Source organism: Planktothrix serta PCC 8927 (assembly GCF_900010725.2).
Lineage (GTDB): Bacteria > Cyanobacteriota > Cyanobacteriia > Cyanobacteriales > Microcoleaceae > Planktothrix > Planktothrix serta.
The window spans coordinates 112,519-135,018 of the sequence record NZ_LR734880.1 but is presented as its reverse complement, the minus strand read 5'-3'; the positions used below and the strand labels follow the sequence as shown (position 1 = coordinate 135,018).

Sequence of the window (22,500 nt, the reverse complement as noted above, 5' to 3'; positions counted from 1 at the left end):
ATTAATATATAAATCCTAATTAATTGAATCAAATTTTAACCATCCGTAGGGGCGGGTTCGAGACAATCTTTGTTAATTCACAGAAATCTTGATAAACCCGCCCTTCCTGATATTTATTCAACTAAATTTCCCCTGATTTATCCTCATTACAACAATATTGCTTTGTAGCTGCACAATTATCTATTTGATTACGAAAATGATCAATCATTGATATTATTTGTTGATGCAACTCATCATAATCTTGTTCATCTATGTCAAGATACTCACCATGAGCTATTTTATTTCTCTTTCCTAGCAACTTTTCATCGATTATTACTTCTTTTGTTTCATAAAAGGAGTAATCTAAACCCAGCATAAAAACTATCTCTTTAAAAACGGATGATGAAAGATTAGATGTGGCTATTCTATTTTCATATTTAATTCTGCTCCGTTCAGTCAGCTTTGTTATAAAAAAATCAGCTACTTCACAGTATATAGTTGCCTTGTTTGTGTCTTTTGCTTGATCTAACTGATCTTTCATTGCTAAAGCTATAAAATTATTGGAAAGCTGATTATAGGGAAGTCCTTGCATAGCAACAAATTCTAAATAACTATTAGCTGCTACTTTAATAAAGCCTTCCCAATGAGCATAAAGGATCGTTATTCCGCTACGAAGTAATGCTCTGCGTTTATCAGGAGAAGGTGATTTCAAATCAATCATGGCTTTCAAAGATGAAAGCTCTTTTTTTCTCCATACAAGTTCCTCTGAAAGCTTATCATTAAGATCCTCTGGGTTCCGTATTTTCTTCATGGTTGAAACATTTGGCGACCAAAGGGAACTAATTTCGGGAGTCTTCGCTGGGCGTTAGTACCTCCACCTGACCATTCTTTATACTCAGGACGTGACCAAATTTCTTTTACTTTATCTCTTATGTTGAAATTAGAGCTAGATAACTGTTCACAATGATAACCTACTCCTAAAGCAATCACTTCATAGGCAGAGACTAAGAATCCTCCCATAAACTTATCTTTAGTAGCTGAATATCTACGAAAACTATCACTTCCCATCTGTTCATATAAAATTGAAAATGTTTGCTTAAATGCTTTTTCTTCTTCTTCATAATTAAACTCTGAATTCTCTGCCATTTCTACCATCTTTTCTGTCAAGAATTGTCCCAAATCATTTTTTATACCTTTCATTACATTTTGTTCAATATTACGGAATACTAAAAACCTGAGCAGTAACTCTAAATCATATTGTTCATGAATAAGACGATCACCAAGAGCTATACATTCTTGAAAAGATTGATTTTGACTTAAACCTTTCATCCAATGAAACATTTCACGATTATACATTACAAGAATACAGTTTCTTACCTCCTGTGGAGTAGCTAGAGATCCCCCATTATTTAATCGTTGAAATAATTCATATTTCGCAACCTTATCGCTTTCTTTTAATAGAATATTGACATCAATTTTGGCTCTTTTTATCAAAAGACGTTGAGCTTGAGTCAGACAGTTTTCGTTTTCCGAATCATCTGGATCTTCCCATATTTTATTATTGAGATTAGGTAAATATTTAGTTCCTTCAAGCACTAAAGGAGGGATAAGTTGGTTATTTTCATCTTTTAATTTTCCAATAAACTGATATATAGTAGACAAACGTTGTAAACCGTCTACAACATCCCAAACTCCATCTTCTCGTTGAGACACAAAAATAGGTGGAATTGGTATTCCCAGTAAAATAGATTCTATAAAATTAGTTTTTTGAGTATCCGTCCACCGGAAAAATCTTTGAAATTCAGGGTGTATATCAATTTCTTCACTTTCATAAAGACTGATCCATTCCCCAATAGACATCGAGTATCTATCGGCTCTAATTTCTTGCCTCATGCTGTCAATTTCTTCCTGAAGTCCCATATTTTCCTTACTATTAAAATCATTTATATAGCTATTCATCAGTCCAACAAGGGGCCGAAGCCCCCTGTTATTCTAACATTCTAACTTCCGCCAACCCGCGCCACATCACGGGAATTAGCTTCAAACGCCGCCGTTAACGCTTCATCCCCAGTTAAACCGGATTTTTCAGCTTCTTTTAATGCTTCTAAAACCCGCTTATAATCGCGCGGAATCACTTTAACAAACGTCGGAATCATTTCCGTCCAATGGGCTAAAATTTTCAACGCTTTTTGACTCTTGGTATACTCCGCGTGTTTAGCAATTAATTGGTAAACCTGATTAATTTCTTCCGGGTCTTCCAACTTTTCTAAATCGACCATTGACGGATTACAACGAGTGGCAAAATCCCCCGTTTCATCCAAGATATAAGCAATACCGCCACTCATTCCCGCCGCAAAGTTCCGTCCGGTGGTGCCCAGGACAACGACCTTACCTCCGGTCATATATTCACAACCGTGATCTCCCACGCCTTCCACAACGGCATTCACGCCGGAGTTCCGCACCCCGAAACGTTCACCCGCTAACCCTCGAATATAGACTTCCCCAAGAGTTGCGCCATATAACGCCACATTGCCGATAATGATATTTTCTTCGGGGATAAATGTAGATTTAGCTGGGGGATAAATAATAATTTTCCCTCCACTTAATCCCTTACCTACATAGTCGTTAGCATCCCCTTCCAATTCTAACGTTACCCCCTTGGGAACAAAAGCCCCCAAGCTTTGACCCGCACTGCCTTGGAAATGCAGATGCACCGTATCTTCCGGTAAACCTTGCCAATGGTTTTTGGTGATTTCATTGCCTAAAATCGTTCCCACCGCCCGGTTAATATTTTTAATCGGTAACTTGGCGGCAACCTTCTCACCCTTCTCAATAGCGGGTTTACACAGATCCAGTAACACGGTGATATCCAAGGATTTATCTAAACCGTGATCTTGGGGAATTTGACAATAACGGCCGATGTCTTCCCCAACTTCCGGTTGATAGAGGATTTTCGAGAGGTCAATGCCTTTGGCTTTCCAATGGTCAACGGCTTTTTTAGCTTCCAATACATCCGTGCGTCCCACCATTTCAGTTAAGCTGCGGAAACCCAACTCAGCCATGATTTCTCGGACTTCCTGGGCGATGAACTTCATGAAGTTAACGGTATACTCAGGATCACCCGAAAAGCTTTCCCGCAGTTGGGGGTTTTGGGTAGCAATCCCCACCGGACAGGTATTCAGGTGGCACACCCGCATCATAATACAACCCAAGGTGACTAACGGTGCAGTTGAAAAGCCGAATTCCTCTGCTCCTAACAACGCCGCAATTACCACATCTCGTCCGGTCTTCATCTGACCATCGGTTTCGACAGCAATACGCGATCGCAAATTATTCAACACCAGAGTTTGATGGGTTTCCGCTAACCCCAACTCCCAAGGCAGTCCGGCGTGTTTAATAGAGGTTTGGGGAGATGCACCCGTGCCCCCATCAAACCCGGAGATTAATACCACATCAGCATGGGCTTTCGCAACCCCGGCGGCAATGGTTCCAACTCCGACTTCTGAGACTAATTTCACACTGATCCGAGCCTGACGGTTGGAGTTTTTCAAATCATGGATTAATTCGGCTAAGTCCTCAATGGAATAAATATCGTGGTGAGGAGGAGGCGAAATCAAACCCACCCCCGGCGTTGAGTGACGAACCTTCGCAATAGACGGATAAACCTTACGTCCGGGGAGTTGTCCCCCTTCTCCGGGTTTAGCCCCCTGTGCCATTTTAATTTGAATTTCCTTGGCTTGGGACAGGTACAAACTCGTAACCCCAAACCGACCGGAGGCGACTTGCTTAATGGCGCTATTTTTCGAGTCCCCTTGTTCGTTTGTCCAGGTATAACGTTCTGGGTCTTCGCCGCCTTCTCCTGTGTTAGACTTACCACCAATACGGTTCATGGCGATCGCTAACGTTTCATGAGCTTCTTTAGAAATTGAACCATAACTCATCGCCCCAGTTTTAAACCGTTTCATAATGGCTTCAATGGGTTCAACTTCCTCCAGTGGAACAGGCATCCTGCCTGTTAAATCCTTCTCTTTAAATTGCAATAACCCCCGCAAAGTAAAATATTTCTGATTCTGTTCATTCACCAACTGAGCGTATTTTTTGAACAATTCATAATCCCCCACCTTAACGGCTTTTTGCAGAGAATGAATCGCTTCAGGACTGAGTAAATGGGCTTCTCCGTCTTTACGCCATTGATATTCTCCCCCCACATCAAGGGTCGGAGTTTGATCACCCGGACGGTCAGGAAAGGCATTGGTATGACGTAAAATAGCCTCTTTTGCAATGACTTCTAAATCAGCGCCTTGAATGCGAGAAGCCGTCCAACTAAAGTATCGATCAATCACCGATTGATTTAACCCAATGGCTTCAAAAATTTGAGCCCCGCGATAACTTTGTAAGGTGGAAATTCCAATTTTAGAAGCAACTTTAATTACCCCCTTTGTTGCGGATTTAACGTAATTCTTACAGGCGGTTTTGTAGTCCACACCCACCAATAATCCTTGAGAGATCATATCGTGGATACTTTCAAAAGCGATATAGGGATTAATCGCACAGCAACCATACCCGATTAAAACTGCAAAATGATGGACTTCTCGCGGTTCACCGGATTCTAAAATAATCCCAACCCGTGTCCGAGTTCCGTGACGAATCAGATGGTGATGTAAACCGGATACGGCTAATAAAGCCGGGATAGGGGCGTTATTCGGATCAACACCGCGATCGCTCAAAATCAAGAGGTTCACCCCGTCCTCAATTGCTTTATCAGCTTGCTCAAAAATCCCCGTCATCACCGCTTCTAAGCCGTTTACCCCATCTTTGGGGTTAAACAGAATTGGCAGGGTAATAGCGTGAAAACCCTCTTCGTTAACCGCTTTCAGTTTTGCTAATTCGGCATTACTGAGAATAGGGGTTTTGAGTTTGATCAGGTGACAGCTTTCGGGTTCGGGTTTTAATAAGTTGCGTTCCGCCCCGATGGTGGTATCGGCTGAAGTGATAATTTCTTCCCGAATGGAGTCAATAGGGGGGTTTGTAACCTGAGCAAACAGTTGTTGGAAATACTCATACAACAGTTTCGGGCGATCGGATAACACCGCCAACGGGGTATCAGTTCCCATCGAACCCACCGCCTCAACCCCATCCCGCGCCATTGGCGTTAATAACAGTCGCAAGTCTTCAAAGGTATAACCAAAGGCTGTTTGTTGCTGCACTAACCCATCCGTCCGATGATGTAGAGACGTTGTATGCAACGTCTCTACAGGGTCTTTGAGGTTCTCCAGGGCGACTAAATGTTCATTCAACCATTCCCGATAAGGCTGTTCTGTAGCGATTTTCGCCTTAATTTCCTCATCCGCAATGATCCGCCCTTGTTCCATATCCACGAGGAACATCCGCCCCGGTTGCAAACGGCCTTTATAAGCGACTCGTTCCGGTTCAATGGGGAGCACTCCGGCTTCCGACGCCATAATTACCAGATCATCCTTCGTTACATAATAGCGGGAAGGCCGTAACCCGTTGCGGTCAAGAACAGCCCCCATCATCGTCCCATCGGTAAACGCAATAGAAGCGGGGCCATCCCAAGGTTCCATTAAGCAGGAATGGTATTCATAAAACGCCTTTTTCTCCTCACTCATGGACTCGTGGGCTGTCCAAGGTTCGGGGATCATCATCATCACCGCATGGGGAAGCGATCGCCCTGCTAAGACTAACAATTCTAAGGCATTATCAAAAATAGTCGAGTCACTTCCGTTAACGTTAATGACGGGTTGAATTTTCTTGAGATCGTCCCCAAACAGTTCGGACTCAAACATCGACTGGCGGGCGGTCATCCAGTTAATATTGCCTCGGAGGGTATTAATTTCGCCGTTGTGAGCAATATAACGATAGGGGTGAGAGCGTTCCCAACTGGGGAAGGTATTGGTACTGAAGCGAGAGTGAACCAACGCCAACGCACTCTCCATATCAGGATCATGGAGTTCCGGGTAATATTGTCCCACCTGCACAGGCATCAACATCCCTTTATACACCATTGTCCGACAGGACAGACTGGAAATATACCAATAAGGATCAGCACCCGGAACGCGGATTTCAGTATGGGATAATTTACGAATCACATAGAGTTTGCGTTCAAACACCAGATCATCGCTAATATTAGGGTTACGACCAATGAACACCTGCTGCATAAAGGGTTCACTGGACTGGGCGGTATTTCCTAAACTAGAATGATCCGTAGGAACATCCCGCCAACCCAGAACGGTTTGACCTTCTTCGGTGACAATTTTTTCTAAAATCTCCCGACCTTTTTGGCGCTGTTGGGGGTCAGGGGAACTATAAATCATCCCCACGCCATATTGTCCGGGTTCGGGTAAACTAATATTCTCCGCCGCCGCGACTTTTTTAAGGAATTTATGGGGAACCTGCATTAAAATTCCCGCCCCATCTCCGGTATTGACTTCGCACCCACAGGCGCCGCGATGGTCGAGGTTGAGTAAAATCGTTAAGGCATTTTCAACAATATCATGGGATTTTTGCCCCTTCTGATGGACGATGAACCCGACCCCACAGGCGTCGTGTTCAAATTGAGGATCGTAGAGACCTTGTTTTTCGGGGAATGCTTGAGTATTCATTGCAGTTAATTTAACGTTATCTATGACCAGAGGGATAGGAATGAACCGTTTGTCAGGGTGACGAATGCGTTGTTCAAGGAGGGAATAACCTAAATTATGCTCTATTCTCCAATTAGACAGAGTTCTAATGTTATATCTTAAGGAAAACTTTAAGGAAGTGGATCGGGGATTTTTGTAAAATTTATTAAGGGCGATCGCTTCTATTCCTTTTATTGTCGGGGTTGGAGTCAATTATTAATAATCCCTAACAAAACTAAAAATAATTGCGATCGCTTAAACTTTCGTTACTTCTGTTTCTGAGTCATTGCTCAAGCTGTGAGTCTTTTCTTCCCTTGAGGTAAATCCAATTCCGAAACCTGGGATCTACAGGAGGGAACTGTAAGTTATTATGAAATAATGCTGAGGTAAAAGTCGGTAGATTACTAACAAGTTCAAAACTTATGGATAACAATAATAAACAAGTTTACAATTATACAGTGATTCTGCAAAAAGAACCCGATGGAGGTTATCATGCTTTTTGCCCTATTCTAAAAGGTTGTCATTCTCAAGGAGATTCCTTTGAAGAAGCGATCGATAATATTACAGAAGCGATTGAATTATATATTGAAAGTTTAAGGGCTGATCATCAGTCAATTCCCAGAAAAGATTTAATGGTTAAGCCATTAATGTTTTAGGTTCATCTGTTCTAAAATTCTCCATTTTGATCTAATTTTAGATACTTACTCACAAAACCAGATGGCGTTAAACATTCAAACTCCCCTGTTTGTTGAGCTAAAACCTTAATTAACTTATGATTAGCCGATATAAAACATTGACATTGACCCATTTTCGCTGTTAAATAAACCCCCACATCTTCACGGGGTATAACTCCCAAATCTTCAATTTTGGCTAACTCAACATCATCAATCTGGACATAAAAAACTTTTAAATTTTGCCAAATTCGTCCAATGAGTTCTCCGCCCCAATCTTTGTTTTTCAACCGTTTAGCAACTCTGGAAATTTGGTCAATCAATTCTTCAGAAATGATCACCGCAACAGGATTATCATTTTGAGCTTCCCAGCCTAGCCATTTAATAATTAAACCTTCAGGACTGTCTAGTTCAACTGCACCGATTAAATAAACATTAGTATCTAAAAAAATTAATTGCGGAATCTTCGTCATTTTATTAACTATTGTTTTTGTTGACGTTCTTGAGATATTTCCCGTTTAATATCTTGTACAAGGTCAATGATTTTCTCCCTAGAATCATAACCCGCTTCGGTCAAAGATTGCTTTAATTCCTGTTGTAGTTGTTCTGCTGACCTTAAAGGATGTTGTTGATATTCACTAATTTGTTGCCAAAATTCATTAACTTCCGTTTCTGTTTCTTCCCAAACAATAATGACTCTTACCGAACTGGGTAGAGTCCCTTTTATTGGGTAGTCTAAAGATAATTGACCGACCGTATTGATTTTTCCAGTAGCCTTAACTGCTTTCATTGATTCCTTGTTGCAAGCGAGGAAGCGGAATAATTACCGCCATCCTAGCACTCTCCTCAAACAATGTCAAAAGTCTTTTCCTATCCCTCCCCATCTAACATTTTCTGAATGATTTCTAAACTCCATTCCTCCGATAATTCCTCAGTACGCTGTTCTTCTAAAACCTTGCTTAAAAATATTCGATAATTTTCCCAAACAGTCTGCGTATTCGGATGATTTTCCCCCAATTTCTGCATCACAATTCTCAACGCTTGGATATACAAGGGTTCGGCTTCTGAGTACCGTCCTTGGGATTCGTAGAGTCCAGCTAAGTTGTTGATGTGGTTTGCTAATTGGGGATGGTCGGGGGGGAGGGATTTTTCATCAATAGCCAGCACTCTTTGGTACAAAGGTTCGGCTTCTGAGTACCGTCCTTGGGATTCGTAGAGTCCAGCTAAGTTGTTGATGTGGTTTGCTAATTGGGGATGGTCGGGGGGGAGGGCTGTTTCTACAATAGCCAGTGATCTTTGGTACAAAGGTTCGGCTTCTGAGTACCGTCCTTGGGAATAGTAGAGTTGAGCTAAGTTATTGAGGGAGGTGGCTAAGTCGGGATGGTTGGGGGGTAAAGCTTGGCGGATGATGGCTACCGCTTCTAAATAAAGGGGTTCGGCTTCTGAGTACCGTCCTTGGGAATAGTAGAGTTGAGCTAAGTTATTGAGGGAGGTGGCTAAGTCGGGATGGTTGGGGGGTAAAGCTTGGCGGATGATGGCTACCGCTTCTAAATAAAGAGGTTCGGCTTCTGAGTATCGCCCTTGGGAATAGTAGAGTCCCGCTAAGTTATTGAGGGAACTCGCCAATTGGGGATGGTCGGGGGGGAGGGATTTTTCATCAATAGCCAGTGCTCTCTGGTATAAGGGTTCGGCTTGATTATAATCTCCTTGAGAATAGTATAATCCTGCTATTTGATTTAAGCTATTTGCTACCATCCTGATATCCCCTATCTCCTGAGCAATTTGTAATTGCTGCCCAAAAAAGCTCATGGCATTTTTGTACTTGCCTAAAATTTGATAACTTATTCCTAAGTTGCCGAGTGCATTACCCTGAGAACTTATATCACCAATTTCCTGAGAAATTATTAAACTTTGTTGATAATAATCAATGGCTTTACTATAGTCACCTAATACTTGATAGACATTCCCTAAATTGCCTAGAATATTACCCTGACATCTTATATCACCAATTTCCTGAGAAATTATTAAACTGTGTTCGTAATAATCAATAGCTTTGCTAGAGTCACCTAATGCTTGATAGACATTCCCTAAATTGCCTAGAATATTACCCTGACATCTTATATCACCAATTTCCTGAGAAATTATTAAACTGTGTTGGTAATAATCAATAGCTTTGCTATAGTCACCTAATAATTGTTCAATATTACCTAAGTTACATAAAACTCTAATTTCAGTAGCTTTATTACTATTCTTTTTTGAATTTCGCAGAATTTTTAAATAAATTTTTTTTGCTTTTTTATACAATCCTAAAAATTCATAAGATTCAGCTTTTTCAAAAAATAAATTTAGATTGCTTTCATTAACTAGGTTGCTCATGATTTTTATTAACCTCTATATTATCAATTTGTTCTTCAAGATTATTTACTAATTCTATAATTTGATGAATTTCTTGAGTTGTTAGAGAGCAAACTCCCTCATCTATGCTTTCAGATTTTTTACCATATAGTTCTGATTTTAACAAATAAATTAATTTTTGGCAAGCACGGATATCAGCAGGATAAGAATCGTTTAATTGATTAATGTTTAAATTATGATTATTGATAATAGTAGGGGTAAAATTAGTAATAGATCTATCACCTAACTTTCTATTTTGTTTATGCTCAGTTAAATTCAAACCATAAGAAGGAACTTTATTATCGCTGAGTATACTCACTGGACTATCTTGATCTAAATTTTTTTCATTTTCAGGAAACCATTCTCGATATTTAGCTTCCCATTTTTGATCAAAACACTCTAAATTTCCGTTTAAATCTTCACACCATAACGTTAACTTAAATTCCCAAATATCCGCACCTCGACCTTTTTTTACCTTACGTTTATCTTCTAATATTTCTAAAAATTCTGAAAAATAATGATTCAGTGCTTCCTTGACCTGTTCTGGGGTAATTGATTGTTTATCTTGACGTTTGACTCGACCTTTAACTTTGTTCTCGCAAAAAATATCAATCTTCAAATTTTCAATAATAACTGTATTCGTTGATAGCCAATTCTCAGATTCTTCCGCTAACTCCAGCAAGACTTTAAATAATCCCTTCACCCAATATTTAACACCGACTCCATAGGAACGATTTTTTTTGCCCTTTGGTGTTTTGTTCATTGGTGCTTTCCCCGTTTCCCTAAAAAAATTTTTCCATTTCCCCAGGGTTTCTGGCTTTCCCCGATTTCTAACCCCGATTATAGCAGCATTTCAGCGATCACGGGGGAAACTTTCGGGGGATTAAACCCCTTTATAGGGTGGTGTCGTCCTGATAAAAGAAGTACGACAAATGGCTACAAACCTTCAAAAAAGCCCCCCTATTGTGGCTAATATTTCCATTAACTTTGGCTTAATTTCTGCCATTGCTTCCCCTACGCTTTGGGCGTTTTATACGATTTTAATTAAACAGGTTTCCTTTTCCCCCTGCTATTTAACGATTTGTGTCCGTATCCTCGCGGTATTAACCTTATTATTAATCATTTTTGCCCTACGCGGAAAATTTGCAGAACTGATTAACTTGGGTCGTAAACCCGAAATTTGCCGCAGTTTAATCGCTTCTGGCGGTGCATATTTACTGCATTTAGCCGTATTCTATCCAGCGATTCTTTTAAACTATCAAAAAGTCGCCTCTGCGGGAATGTTTTTCTGCACCATTGCAACGGCTTTTCTCTCCTATTTTATCTTAAAAGAACCCTTAAACCGCCAGAAAAAACAAGCGTTAGGGTTAGGAATGATTGCGATCGCACTTTTCGCCAGTCAAGTGATTACCGATCCGTTATCCCTGTTTTTCCTCGTCAGTATTGGCTTAACTTTCGCTTTAGTTATTATTGCCCGAAAATCCGCCGCTAAACAGATCAACAATAGCATCACCTTAGTCACCTTAGAAACCCTGTTATTACCAGCACCGTTAGCCGTGTTCAGCTTAAATATTATGCCCGCCTTTAGTTCAACTGTATTTGAACTAAACCTCGGACAATGGCTTTTATTATTGCTGGTGAGTTTAGTTTCTTTAATCCCGATTTTATTACAAGCCGAAGCTGTTAACCCCCGTTGGAATGTTCCCACTACAACCATCGGTATTTTTAACTTACTTTCCCCCACAGGTCAATTCTTAATTGCCACCTTAATGTTCCAACAAACCGCAACATTCGGGCAATGGTTCGCCATTTTCTTATTAATTTTCGCCCTAATTCGTTACAACTTATCCCCCAACCAAAAATAGATGACCCCCCCAACCTCCCTTACCAAGCAAGGGGGGCAAGAAACACAAAATTCTACCGCCACAAAAACACAATTAATCAGGAGGTTCAAAGATTATGAAAAAATGTAATGGTTTACGTTGTAAATGGATTCAAAACAGCCATAATAGTAATCACTGGGTCTGTTTAGCTTGCGGAAAAGAGCGACATATTGAACATTCTGATCCCGTCTGGACATTTATTATTATTATTGCGATCGCTCTAATCGTAACATTCACTTTAGGTTCTAATTCATCCCCCCAAAATCATCAACAAGACCCCGAAAATTATCCAGAATCTATTGAATCTAAGCCCCAGTTTCTTGAACTTTAAACCGTAGTAAGCCCTTCAGGGCTTTCTAAGAGTCCTGAAGGACTCACTACAAACTTAGAGTCCTGAAGGACTCACTACAAATAAAAAGCTGTAGAAACGTTGTGTAATTACGTCTCTACAGTTTAATGTTTTTTGACTGAAAACAAACAGAAAATTTCGCAGTCAATTATTCCCCATCTTCACTATCAACTTTATTTTTAATTTCATGCCAAACTGATAAAACTCCTGCCATCCAACTTTTAACAAATGTTAATTTATTTTGATCATCATCGGGTAATAAATGACTCAATTCACCCGATTCTAAACGATTTTGATTTTGATAGTGGTGATTATCTAAAAAATCCCACAATTCGGCAAATGCTTCTGAGTCAATATCAATCCCGGCAACATTCAGATTTTCAATCCGGTGAAATTCTTGATAAGATAAACTACTCGCCGATTTAATCCCAAAATTAAAACCTTGTTCTTGGACTTGTTCTGCTATGGTTTTTTTGTCTTCGCGTAAGCGTTGAACTAAGGATTGAGAATCAAAGGTGGCAGTGATTTGTTCTTGTAGAGAAATAGCCATAATTAAAGCCTCCTGGCATTTGCCAGATTAGTAAATAAGTTAAAAAGGGGAAAACTATAGCAATCTGATCGAACTTGTAAACTCTCTCTATTTCGTATTTAAAAAATCGATTACTTTTGTATCTAATAATTCACAAGTGATCTAAAAATGCTATAGTTACTGCTAACCGCATTTGGGTTGTTTGACAAAATTCAGAGTTTTTAACAATAGGAATAGTCGAATCATGATTAGCCCTTTGAAATGAATTCATTAGGTTAAATCCCTGGATTTTATTCGGCTTCCACATTATTAAGTTCGTCTTTAATTTGATTCCAAACCGTTAATACGCCTTCCATCCAACCTTCGACAAAAATTGCTTTGTTCTCCTCATTCAAAGATGCCATTTCGCGTAATTCTTCACCTTCAAATTCCATGTTTTTCTCAGGTTGACGACTGGCTAATAATTTCCACATCCCCGCAAAGGAACTGGCTTCGATTCTGACATGACCTTGACTGAGGCGTTCGATGCGTTGGAATTCTTTATAGGAAAGGGTCATGGCGGATTTAATGCCTAATTTCCGACCTTGTTCTTTGATTTGCGCCACTAACAGTTTCTTTTCCAGTTTCAGGCGGTCAATCAGTTGTTGGTGGTTGAAGGTTAATGCTTGGGTTTGGGTTTCTTTGAGTGTAATCGCCATGTTTAAAGCCTCCTGGCACACGCCAGATATGTTGATTTCTTGTTTAACAGTCTGCAATCGCTCATACAACCCATTGGGGATGGCAATAGTCAGTCGTTTGGCACACATCGTTTTAACTTTTCTGTGTATAGGTATACAATAACTCGACTATTTGCATAATGGTAGCCCTTGTTACATTTTTTTACATACTTTCTGGTAGTCCTCCCATTTGTTATGTATTCATGGGGGTTTGGGGTGAGGGGTTTCCTGTTGTTATGCAATTAAGAGGGCTGTCAGACAAAGTTATGTAATAACCAGATGGACATATAGCAGTCGCGCCTGGGGTGTTAGGACATAGACTGATGCTAAAACCGTGCGCCGTACACCCCTATGAACCTGCGGTGTTCCGAGTTAAGCTGTTCCCTGCTATAGCGCTACGCATTACGGTTAGGACATTTTTAAACCCTGAAACCCTTTCACTTCTTACTGTTCCCTGTTCCCTGTTCCCTGTTCCCTGTTCCCTGTTCCCTGTTCCCTGCTATATATATAGTGAGGGATCTAAATCTAAAGATGACTAAATTCTGATCTGCATGAACCCGTTTTAACGGGTTTTCGCTTTTAGCCTGTTCGCGCAGCGTTGGGAAACAATCATTGATTTCCAGGTTTTAGCTTCTTCCGCATGCGTGCCCCACGACTGACCCGATGAGGTCGTGGGATACTTCGACCCTTCGGCAAGCTCAGGGCATCGCAGGCTCAGTAACAGAATTGCGGTCAGGGACTAGAATGTTCAATAATTGGTGATCATTAAAAAAAGGAGGTGATTTAAAGTGCTGAAGGCTACAAAGGTCAGGCTCTATCCAACAGCCGAACAGGAATTGGCATTAGCCAAATCATTTGGCTGTGCGAGGTGGTATTGGAATTTTGCCTTAAACGCCTGTATTCAGCACTATCAAGAAACTGGCAAAAGCCTAAAATTAGCATCTTATAAGGGAATGCTCCCTCAACTCAAAAAAGAATATCCTTGGCTCAAAGAGGATTGCTACTCATCGGTTCTTCAGTGCGTAGCAATTAACTTAGATAGAGCCTACAAAAACTTTTTTGAGGGACGAGCTAAATTTCCCAATTTCAAATCTAAACATCACAAGCAATCAATTCAGTATCCTCAAAGTGTTACCGTTAACGGTGAATATCTAAAAGTCCCTAAGATTGGTGAAATTAAAGCGATATTTCACCGAGAAATTACGGGGAAAATTAAAACGGTAACAATCTCCAAAACTTCGACTGATAAATACTTTGCTTCAATTTTATGTGAAGTGGAAGGAACTGACGTTAAACAGTCGGGAGATAATATTATTGGGATTGATCTGGGGTTAAAAGATTTTGCAATTGTTCATGACGGAGATAGCGCAACTAAATATGCCAATCCCCAAGATTTCTTGCATAAATTAGCAAGAGAATTGGTAAACGAAAGCCAAGTGATTGTCGTTGAAAACCTCAACGTCAAGGGGATGGTTAAAAACCGGAAGCTATCCAAAGCAATATCTGATGTAGGTTGGGGAAAATTCGTCAACTTTATTGATTACAAGTTGAAGCAAAAAAACGGCGAACTTGTAGAAATTGATCGCTTTTTCCCTAGCTCCAAAACTTGTTCGAGTTGTGGTCATGTCCTAGATGAGTTGTCTCTGGATATCAGAGAATGGGCTTGTCCAAATTGCCATACTCACCATGACCGTGATATTAACGCTGCACTTAACATCAGGAATGAAGGAATCAGAATATTAACTGAAGGCGGAGGGAACCCCGTCTTTGCCGATGGAGGCTGTGTAAGTCCACCTGCTTGTAAAAGTAAGGGGCATCGGTCTGTGAATTCGGAAGCCTACACCGACCCGATTAGGGCGGTGTAGGTAGTTCACACTTTAAACTCTAAACCCTAAACTCTGAAAACTGCTATTGAAGTTATTTAAACAAGATTAAAAAGTTGGAAAAACTTGAAAAAATAGGGCAAAAATTGTTTTAATCTAACTCTCACTACCCTTCTAATACCTGTGTTCAGGTAATTTTATCGGCATATTCTAAGTCGCTCCCATTGGTAAACCAAAAGCAATTCTTGTTACTTAGATAAAAGTTTTAAATAATTTGTCTAAGTATAAAAACAATAGGGTGTTAAAAAAAATCTAGGGGAATTTTAGATAATTTACCCAGATGTTAGATAAAAAATAGGGTGGGAAAAGCCAAAAGTCTTTTTAACTTTAGCTCTAATAAAATTGTAAATAAATTTTAAAAATTTGATGGTAAAATTTGTTATCATTTTTAATAAAGTCAGAGAATATTGACTTGATGATGAGTTTCAAGAGGTTATATTCTTTTTTTTTCAATATTTTTGACTGTTGAACTTGGTAATACAGAAGAGGCAATAAGCTATTTTTATTGACATTAATTGAAGGGAGTTTAATCATTTATTGAAAGCCGTGAGTTAGAATACTCATTAATAAAAACAAACTTTAAAAACTGACCCAAGGAGTAATTTATGATTGGTGCAACTCCAGAAGGCTACTATGCTTTAACATTCGGTTCAGATAACTTTACAATTCTACCGGATTTGCTGATTAATTCACCTCAAGGATTAGCAGCTTTAGACGGAAATGATACGGTTTTCGGTTCAACCATTACCGATATTATCATTGGTAATCAAGGAGACGATAGTTTATTGGGTAATGATGGCAATGATTGGATTAGCGGTGATCAAGATAATGATTATATCGATGGCGGTGCAGCAGATGATATTCTAGGGGGAGGAACCGGACAAGATACTATCTTTGGTAATTGGGGGGGAGATTCCCTGTATGGTGGAGAGGATTCTGATCTATTTGTTGTACAACTTGATATAGCGACTACAAATGTCTATTCTGGGGATCTCATCTGGGATTTTAATCCGGCGGAAGACATGATTGGTTTAAAAGGAGGATTCACAGAAGCTAGTATTCAATTAGAACTGGTTGAGGGGGGAACATTGGTTAAAGACCCCTTGACAAAATCAGTTCTAGCATGGGTTTATGCCGTAACACCTGAACAACTTCAAGGTCATTTGATTAACGTCGAAAATAGCAATTTAGATATTGCCAATAATCTGCCGAATGGAGCAACAGATTTAGGTGTATTAAATAATATTTTACCGATTAATAACTTTGTTGGAGATTCAGATGTTTACGACTTCTATCGGTTTACCCTGAATACCCCAAGCGAAGTCACAATTGATTTAACGGGATTAAGCGCAGATGCCGATTTAGTTCTATATCAAGATATCAATGGTGATGGATCACTATCAGATACAGATCAAGAAGTTTTGAGATCCGAAGATGGTGATCTCAATCCAGAAACTAAGATTTTGCCATTACAATTAGGGAATTACTTTCTTTGGGTGAAGCAATATCAGGGAGATACGAACTACAACCTTAACCTGAGTGCCACACCATACCCGTTCTTGCAACCAGATGATGCCGAAAATACTCTAGCAACAGCAAGAGATGTGGGAACACTCAATTCCTTGGTAGCATTTAATGATGTTGTTGAACCTTTTGATCGCTATGATGTTTATCGGATTCAATTACCAACCCAAAGCGACCTGACTCTAAACCTTAACTTTTTGAATCCAAGTGTTAATGCGGATGCTGATATTTGGATTGGTCAAGACCGTAATGGGAGTGGTTATATTGAGAACAATGAGTATGTTTTTGAGCAATATCAACCCGGAACCACTCCAGAAACAATTGCTCTTGATGGCTTAAATTCAGGTGAATATTTTGTCGTGGTACAGCAAGCCCAAGGCAATACGGGTTATACCCTGGATATGTCAGCAACTCCTAATTTAACCCGACCCCAATTTTTAGACCCTTCTGGTGTTCCGAACTATAGTTCCTATTATGGTTGGGGACTTGTTGATGTGGCGAAGGCTGTTGCTCTGGCGACAGGTCAAACGATACCTTATCCTGATATTAACGATCTCACCTCTACGCCGTCGGGGAATATTCCCACCTATGATAATTTTGCAGATCTCAACGTGATGAATGTACCTGAAGTGTGGAATCAAGGCTATACCGGAGAGGGTGTAATCGTGGCGGTGCTAGATACCGGGGTGGATTTGAAACATTTTGATTTGGCGGATAATATTTGGATGAATTCACCAGAAGCCAATGGTCAGCCGGGAATTGATGATGAGAATAATGGTTATATTGATGATATCAATGGGTATGATTTTGTTGGTAAGGATGCCTATCCCTATCCAGGTTTTCAACAAAATGGCTATGATTCCCATGGAACTCATGTCGCTGGGACGATAGCCGCCGCAGCTAATGGTGATAGCGCTTATTCAAATGGTCGATGGAATGTTAATGGAGTTGCTTTCAATGCTCAAATCATGCCTGTGAGAGTGAGTAGCACTTCTAAAGGGTATAACGAAACCCTTGCTGAAGGAATTCGATATGCGGTTGATAATGGAGCTAAGGTGATTAACATTAGTTCTGGAGAACATAGTCCTGATTCACAGCAACAGGTCGTCTCACAACCTGAAATCAAAGCAGCATTGGAACACGCTAAACAAAAGGACGTTACTGTAGTCATTTCCGCAGGTAACGAACGCTCCAATTTTGCAGAAGGTTTAGTCACTTTCCCTACTTATCCATCTCGTTTTTCTGAAGACGACCTCGCCATCTCGGTCGGTGCAATTGATGGTAGTAACAGTAATAACTTGCAATTTGCGGACTTTTCCAACCCCGCAGGCGTTAAACCGTCTAATTTTGTGGTTGCACCAGGAGTTGGGGTATTGTCTACCGTACCAGGGAATAGCTATGAGATTATGGGTGGAACTTCAATGTCTGCACCCTACGTTTCTGGGGTAATTGCCCTGATGTTAGAAGCTAATCCTAATCTTACGGTTGATCAGATTCAAGATATTTTAATTCAAACCGCTAATCCCCAGGCTATTAACGGAATTAAAATTTCAACGGTGATTCCGCCGGATGTAGCGATCGCATAATTAACAATAAAATGTCAGGGAATCGATCTACAATTGATTAGAATTCCCTGCATTTTATCAGTCTAATCTAACTCTCGCCGCCCTTCTAATGCCCGTGCTAAGGTAATTTCATCGGCATATTCTAACTCGCCCCCCATCGGTAAACCAAAGGCAATTCGGGTTACTCTTGTAAAAGGTTTTAACAGTTGACCGATATATAAGGTCGTGGTTTCGCCCTCAATACTGGGACTAATAGCAATAATCAATTCTTTAATCTTTTGTTGACTCACCCGACGCACTAAGGGTTGAATCGTTAATTGTTCGGGGCCCACTCCATCCATCGGAGAAATCACACCCCCCAAAACATGATATTTTCCCTTATATTCCCGTGTTTTTTCTAAGGCGATGACATCGCGGGAGTCGGACACCACACAAATTGTATCGGGGTCACGTTGGGGGTTTCGACAAATCTCACAAACGGGTTCAGCCGAGAGATGAAAACAAACCTGACAAAAACCCACTTGCTGTTTAGCATCCAATAACGCCTGTGCTAAAGCTTGGACATCCTCATCAGGACGCTTAATAATATGAAGCGCCAGGCGTTGGGCGGTTTTTGGCCCCACACCGGGTAAATGTTGCAATTGCTCAATTAATCGAGCTAAAGGACGAGTATAAACCGTTGAACTGCCTCCAATTCCATCAAAACCGTAGTAAGCCCTTCAGGGCTGACCGAGATAGAGTCCTAAAGGACTCACTACAATTTTACCGTAATTTAGATATCAGCGAGTCAGAGTAGGCGTAGCAAGACTTGCCATATTGTCGGTTAACAGTCAACCGTTAACGGTTAACTGACAACCCACCATCTATTCGGTTTCCGCATAGAAACTATTCTGAATAGGTTTTGATTGTTTGAACAATTGTGACTAAACTAAATAGAACCAGCGAAAAACTAATATTTTAAATAAAGCGCGTATGTTTGAATTAATCCCGTTTCATAAATTTCGTGATACTCCCAGTGTGCGTTTTTTTGATATTACCATTGCCAATTCTAACGCCCGTGATTTAGTCTTTCATGAAGGGCCAGCAATTAGCCCCAATAATACCGAAGCCGGATATTGGCAATTTTATCTTCATCCCCATCAAGAAGATAATTTGTTAGCAGTGAGTGGGGGACGTACCTTTTATTTAGTTAATTTTGCTTGGAAACATCCCTATCATATTGTTAGATTAGATGCTAATCGTCACATTCTCAGACTTCCCCCCGGAACCTTCCATCGTTCTGTTTCTGACCCCGATGGTTCTTTGGTCTTAAATCAAGCTGTTAGAACCGCAGAAGCGACTATTCAAAGCGAGTTTCGCGTTTATAATAGTTTTGAAATTCCTCGTCTACTCAGAGTTACTTCTAAATTCGGCCCTGCACCCATTTTACATGGTTTTGATCAGGAAGAACGACAAGCGGCTTAAATTAGCAACTCAGTCATTCCGCTATAAAATTAAAGGAATGGCTGGGAATACAAATAATTGAGATTCTTCAGCCATAACATTAGTATTATTATTTTTCTCAGTTTGTTTTACATTCTGCTAAACATTGCAAGATCATTTGTGGATTTTGAGGGCGATTACCCGGAAAAGGAGCTATTAAATAATCAATTAAAGCCGCAAGTTGATCAGAAAGATGGGGCGCACCTTTTCGCCATAATAACTTTCCTGTTCGGGGATTTTCTGGATAAGCAGCCGGAGGTTTTCCTGTTAATAAATAAACAAATGTTCGTCCGAGGGCAAAATAATCGGATTGAGGAACCTCTTTCCCATTAACTTGTTCTAAGGGTGTATAACCGGGAAAAACAACAATCCCAGCTACATTACCTGCAACTTGGCGTGTGGTTGCAAAATCAATTAATACTAACTGTCCATTAGGTTTTCGCATAATATTTTGAGGCCTAATATCCTGATGGAAGTATTGTAAACTATGAACTTGCTCTAGGATCTCAGTCAGTTGTTTTAACCATTCTAAAGCCTGTTCTTGACTAATGGGTTCTTTTTTTCGTTCTTTCATCCAGTCTTGTAAATTTAGCCCTTCAATTTTTTCTATTACTAAACAATGAAGAGCTTCTTCGCTCCCCTTGGGAAGATAGGTAAAATAGCCATCGGGATCAACTTTAGGAATTCCAGGGTGGTTAATTTGACTCAAAACTTCTGCTTGTTGTTTCAACAAAGTGGCAGCTTTAGGATTGTTTTTTAATAAAACTTTTAGGATCTTAAATTTTCCTTGATCATCAATTTCAAATGTTTTGCTAAAATCTCCGCCTCCCAGTTGTTTAGTCACACGATATCGTTCTTTTAGCAAAAGATCGGAGCCACATTGACAGCAAGTGGACTGATTCTCGTTTGCTGGATCTGTTGGATTAGGACATTTAGGATTAAGGCAATAACTCATAACGAGAAAACCTCAAGGGAGATGACTAAATTAATTATACTCTGGAAAATTTATTATTCCTAATCAGCTTAATATTTAACCCCAAAGACATCAAGAATATCAAGAAGTTGCCAGGACTAACCCTGGAAGACCCAGTAAACCAGGAAATCAGATAGCGATCGCACCTTTTTTGGTACAATAGCAGTGATTTGTTTGGTGCAACGAATAGCCATTATTAACCGTGAGTAAAGATTTATTTGCCCGTGAAGCGTTAACTCAAATTCCTAAAATTTTAACGTTATTAGATCGAAATCCCCATAGTCCGACTTATGGTTGTTTTGATCGGAATTTTTGGCATTATAAAATTAAAGATTTTGCCAATGGTAGAATGCAAGAATTAGTGCTACCTCTGGCTTTGGTTTATGATCTTCCAATTTCTGATAATCCTTATTATCAACAACCTACGATTAAAAATTGGGTAGAGGCGGGTATTCTTTATACCACTAATACCGTTCACCCTGATAGTTTTTGTGATGAAACTTTACCCTTAGAACATTCGGCTAGTGCAACAGCTTTTTCCCTATTTGCGGGTTTAGAAAGTTATCATTTATTAGAGTTGATGAATTATGAAATCTTACAAGGTTTTGAACGTCAAGCGAATGGGTTAGCCCATTGTAAATTTAGTCAGAGTGCGAGTCATGAGGCGTTAATTATTCTCTGTTTAGAACGTTTGGGGCAAATGTTACAAACCTCTAAATGGCATCGAATTAAAGCCTCTCGTTTGGAATGGTTATTATCTTTACAAAGTCAGGAAGGATGGTTTAAAGAAAATGAAACTTTTGATCCCGGTTATCATACCTTAACGATTTCTTTTTTAGCTCAATTAGATGATTTGAGATCGGATTTACGCTTGAAAGAGTCTTTAATGAAAGCAGTAGAATTAGTTTCCTATTTTATTCATCCTGATGGGTCGTATGGGGGTGAATATGGCAGTTTAAATACTTATCAATTTTTTCCCTATGGGTTTGAATTAGTCGGGGAATGGCTACCGGATGCGTTGAGAATTAATGATCGTTTTTTACTGGGTCTTAAGAATGGTTTATCGGCTTGTTATGGGGATGATTATTCATTAGGAAATCAGGTTTGGAATTATTTACTGGCTTGGCGTGATTTTGTCCCTGGAAGACCCCAACCTTTAGCGCGAGATGTGGCGAGTATTTGGTTAAAGGAAGCGGAAATTTTAATTAAACGTCGTCCCTATGTGGAATTATATGTAGCTTTAAATAAAGGGGGAGTTTTTAAACTATTTAGAGAAAATAAACTGATTTTATCGGATACTCATTTTTCCCTACAAGTTCGTCAGGGTCGTCAAATTAAAAATGCTGTAGCACATTTAATGAGTTCTTATACTATTCATGTCGAACAGGATGAGGTTTTAATTGAAGGAGGATTAAGTTGGGTTAAACCGAATCAATTATCGTCATTAAAATTGGTTTTAATCCGAGTTTTAATGTTAATATTAGGAAGGTTTTTCTCAAAGCAAATTCAAGGGTTAAATCGTTCTGAAATTGTTCAGGGAAAACAAGATGCACCCTTTAGATTTACACGACGATTTCGTTGGGAAAGAAATCAATGGCATATTATTGATGAATTATATGCTGATTCTTGGCGAGGAATTATTTCTGCTGGAATTGCTTGTGATCAAACGTCAATAGATATTCCTCTGAGTCGCACGTTTCAACGGGGACAATTACAACCTTGGTTAGATTTAACGGATGAGATTAGAAAGTTAACGCCGGGTCAATCTTTGAAGTTAGAAAGACGGTTTTAAGGGATTATTTATTCCTATAATATAATAGGGGTTGGGTGCGTCTGCGGAGCTTATAAATTATAAAATAATGATGGTTTTTGCTATTATAATATGGGTTGGGTGCGTCTGCGGAGCTTACA

The 22,500-nt window shown here is 39.8% G+C and carries 17 protein-coding genes and 1 pseudogene; 7 read left to right on the top strand and 11 right to left on the bottom strand.

Features of this window, described 5'->3' with window-relative positions:
* Positions 1-121: 121 nt before the first annotated feature.
* The 3 genes from PL8927_RS22895 to gltB are packed head-to-tail and all read right to left on the bottom strand — an operon-like array spanning position 122 to position 6,602.
* Positions 122-790: an MAE_28990/MAE_18760 family HEPN-like nuclease gene (locus tag PL8927_RS22895; RefSeq protein ID WP_083625772.1), complete on the bottom strand. Its 669-nt coding sequence runs from the start codon at positions 788-790 to the stop codon at positions 122-124.
* Positions 787-1,938 (bottom strand): DUF262 domain-containing protein, encoded by a 1,152-nt coding sequence (locus PL8927_RS22890; RefSeq protein WP_231506121.1) that lies wholly within the window; start codon positions 1,936-1,938, stop codon positions 787-789. Before PL8927_RS22890 ends, PL8927_RS22895 begins: the two co-directional genes overlap by 4 nt.
* Before the next feature lie 41 nt (positions 1,939-1,979).
* A complete protein-coding gene (gene gltB, locus PL8927_RS22885; RefSeq protein ID WP_083625861.1) occupies positions 1,980-6,602 on the bottom strand; it encodes a glutamate synthase large subunit in 4,623 nt (1,540 codons plus the stop codon).
* Between the two features lie 440 nt (positions 6,603-7,042).
* Here gltB and PL8927_RS22880 point away from each other — a divergent pair, with 440 nt between their 5' ends.
* Complete coding sequence (locus tag PL8927_RS22880; protein ID WP_083625770.1) at positions 7,043-7,276, top strand: type II toxin-antitoxin system HicB family antitoxin; 234 nt, start codon at positions 7,043-7,045, stop codon at positions 7,274-7,276.
* A gap of 11 nt (positions 7,277-7,287) precedes the next feature.
* Here PL8927_RS22880 and PL8927_RS22875 read toward each other — a convergent pair whose 3' ends face one another.
* The 4 genes from PL8927_RS22875 to PL8927_RS22860 form a co-directional block, all read right to left on the bottom strand.
* Positions 7,288-7,764: a PIN domain-containing protein gene (locus PL8927_RS22875; protein ID WP_083625769.1), complete on the bottom strand. Its 477-nt coding sequence runs from the start codon at positions 7,762-7,764 to the stop codon at positions 7,288-7,290.
* Between the two features lie 8 nt (positions 7,765-7,772).
* Positions 7,773-8,081, bottom strand: coding sequence for a hypothetical protein (locus PL8927_RS22870; protein WP_083625768.1), 309 nt, complete (start codon positions 8,079-8,081; stop codon positions 7,773-7,775).
* Positions 8,082-8,161: 80 nt separating this feature from the next.
* Entirely contained in the window at positions 8,162-9,667 is a 1,506-nt protein-coding gene (locus PL8927_RS22865; RefSeq protein WP_083625767.1) for a tetratricopeptide repeat protein, read from the bottom strand.
* A complete protein-coding gene (locus PL8927_RS22860; RefSeq protein ID WP_083625766.1) occupies positions 9,651-10,448 on the bottom strand; it encodes a hypothetical protein in 798 nt (265 codons plus the stop codon). The genes PL8927_RS22865 and PL8927_RS22860 overlap by 17 nt, the downstream gene beginning before the upstream one ends.
* A 169-nt stretch (positions 10,449-10,617) precedes the next feature.
* Between PL8927_RS22860 and PL8927_RS22855 the strand changes: the two genes are divergently transcribed.
* Positions 10,618-11,550, top strand: coding sequence for an EamA family transporter (locus PL8927_RS22855; protein WP_083625765.1), 933 nt, complete (start codon positions 10,618-10,620; stop codon positions 11,548-11,550).
* 94 nt (positions 11,551-11,644) lie between these two features.
* Complete coding sequence (locus PL8927_RS22850; RefSeq protein WP_083625764.1) at positions 11,645-11,899, top strand: hypothetical protein; 255 nt, start codon at positions 11,645-11,647, stop codon at positions 11,897-11,899.
* A gap of 166 nt (positions 11,900-12,065) precedes the next feature.
* On the opposite strand, the gene PL8927_RS22845 is transcribed toward PL8927_RS22850, so the two are convergent.
* Both PL8927_RS22845 and PL8927_RS22840 read right to left on the bottom strand, forming a co-directional pair.
* Positions 12,066-12,467 carry an RsbRD N-terminal domain-containing protein gene (locus PL8927_RS22845; protein ID WP_083625763.1) on the bottom strand — a complete coding sequence of 134 codons (402 nt, stop codon included), beginning with the start codon at positions 12,465-12,467 and terminating at the stop codon, positions 12,066-12,068.
* Between the two features lie 269 nt (positions 12,468-12,736).
* A complete protein-coding gene (locus PL8927_RS22840) occupies positions 12,737-13,144 on the bottom strand; it encodes a hypothetical protein (protein WP_083625762.1) in 408 nt (135 codons plus the stop codon).
* Between the two features lie 806 nt (positions 13,145-13,950).
* On the opposite strand from PL8927_RS22840, the gene PL8927_RS22835 reads away from it, so the two are divergent.
* Together PL8927_RS22835 and PL8927_RS22830 are read left to right on the top strand one after the other, a co-directional pair.
* A complete protein-coding gene (locus PL8927_RS22835; RefSeq protein WP_083625761.1) occupies positions 13,951-15,027 on the top strand; it encodes an RNA-guided endonuclease InsQ/TnpB family protein in 1,077 nt (358 codons plus the stop codon).
* 623 nt (positions 15,028-15,650) lie between these two features.
* Positions 15,651-18,155, top strand: coding sequence for a S8 family serine peptidase (locus tag PL8927_RS22830; protein WP_083625759.1), 2,505 nt, complete (start codon positions 15,651-15,653; stop codon positions 18,153-18,155).
* 62 nt (positions 18,156-18,217) lie between these two features.
* Here the strand turns inward: PL8927_RS22830 and recR are convergent, their stop codons facing one another.
* On the bottom strand, positions 18,218-18,829 hold the full coding sequence (gene recR, locus PL8927_RS22825; protein ID WP_083625758.1) for a recombination mediator RecR: 612 nt from the start codon (positions 18,827-18,829) through the stop codon (positions 18,218-18,220).
* Between the two features lie 277 nt (positions 18,830-19,106).
* On the opposite strand from recR, the gene PL8927_RS22820 reads away from it, so the two are divergent.
* Positions 19,107-19,598: a redox protein gene (locus PL8927_RS22820; protein WP_083625757.1), complete on the top strand. Its 492-nt coding sequence runs from the start codon at positions 19,107-19,109 to the stop codon at positions 19,596-19,598.
* Between the two features lie 106 nt (positions 19,599-19,704).
* Here PL8927_RS22820 and PL8927_RS22815 read toward each other — a convergent pair.
* Positions 19,705-20,571, bottom strand: a pseudogene (locus PL8927_RS22815) (serine/threonine protein kinase); the annotation flags it as partial.
* A 220-nt stretch (positions 20,572-20,791) separates the two neighbouring features.
* Here PL8927_RS22815 and PL8927_RS22810 point away from each other — a divergent pair.
* Complete coding sequence (locus tag PL8927_RS22810) at positions 20,792-22,381, top strand: hypothetical protein (RefSeq protein WP_083625755.1); 1,590 nt, start codon at positions 20,792-20,794, stop codon at positions 22,379-22,381.
* The last annotated feature ends 119 nt before the right edge of the window (positions 22,382-22,500 follow it).

Bases quoted from the DNA above. Each gene is read 5' to 3' on its own strand.
- PL8927_RS22855 (WP_083625765.1), top strand. From the start codon at position 10,618: ATGGCTACAAACCTTCAAAAAAGCCCCCCTATTGTGGCTAATATTTCC.
- PL8927_RS22870 (WP_083625768.1), bottom strand. From the start codon at position 8,081: ATGAAAGCAGTTAAGGCTACTGGAAAAATCAATACGGTCGGTCAATTA.
- PL8927_RS22890 (WP_231506121.1), bottom strand. From the start codon at position 1,938: ATGAATAGCTATATAAATGATTTTAATAGTAAGGAAAATATGGGACTT.
- PL8927_RS22845 (WP_083625763.1), bottom strand. From the start codon at position 12,467: ATGGCTATTTCTCTACAAGAACAAATCACTGCCACCTTTGATTCTCAA.
- PL8927_RS22820 (WP_083625757.1), top strand. From the start codon at position 19,107: ATGTTTGAATTAATCCCGTTTCATAAATTTCGTGATACTCCCAGTGTG.
- PL8927_RS22850 (WP_083625764.1), top strand. From the start codon at position 11,645: ATGAAAAAATGTAATGGTTTACGTTGTAAATGGATTCAAAACAGCCAT.
- PL8927_RS22880 (WP_083625770.1), top strand. From the start codon at position 7,043: ATGGATAACAATAATAAACAAGTTTACAATTATACAGTGATTCTGCAA.
- PL8927_RS22840 (WP_083625762.1), bottom strand. From the start codon at position 13,144: ATGGCGATTACACTCAAAGAAACCCAAACCCAAGCATTAACCTTCAAC.
- PL8927_RS22875 (WP_083625769.1), bottom strand. From the start codon at position 7,764: ATGACGAAGATTCCGCAATTAATTTTTTTAGATACTAATGTTTATTTA.
- PL8927_RS22895 (WP_083625772.1), bottom strand. From the start codon at position 790: ATGAAGAAAATACGGAACCCAGAGGATCTTAATGATAAGCTTTCAGAG.
- PL8927_RS22865 (WP_083625767.1), bottom strand. From the start codon at position 9,667: ATGAGCAACCTAGTTAATGAAAGCAATCTAAATTTATTTTTTGAAAAA.
- gltB (WP_083625861.1), bottom strand. From the start codon at position 6,602: ATGAATACTCAAGCATTCCCCGAAAAACAAGGTCTCTACGATCCTCAA.
- PL8927_RS22830 (WP_083625759.1), top strand. From the start codon at position 15,651: ATGATTGGTGCAACTCCAGAAGGCTACTATGCTTTAACATTCGGTTCA.
- PL8927_RS22860 (WP_083625766.1), bottom strand. From the start codon at position 10,448: ATGAACAAAACACCAAAGGGCAAAAAAAATCGTTCCTATGGAGTCGGT.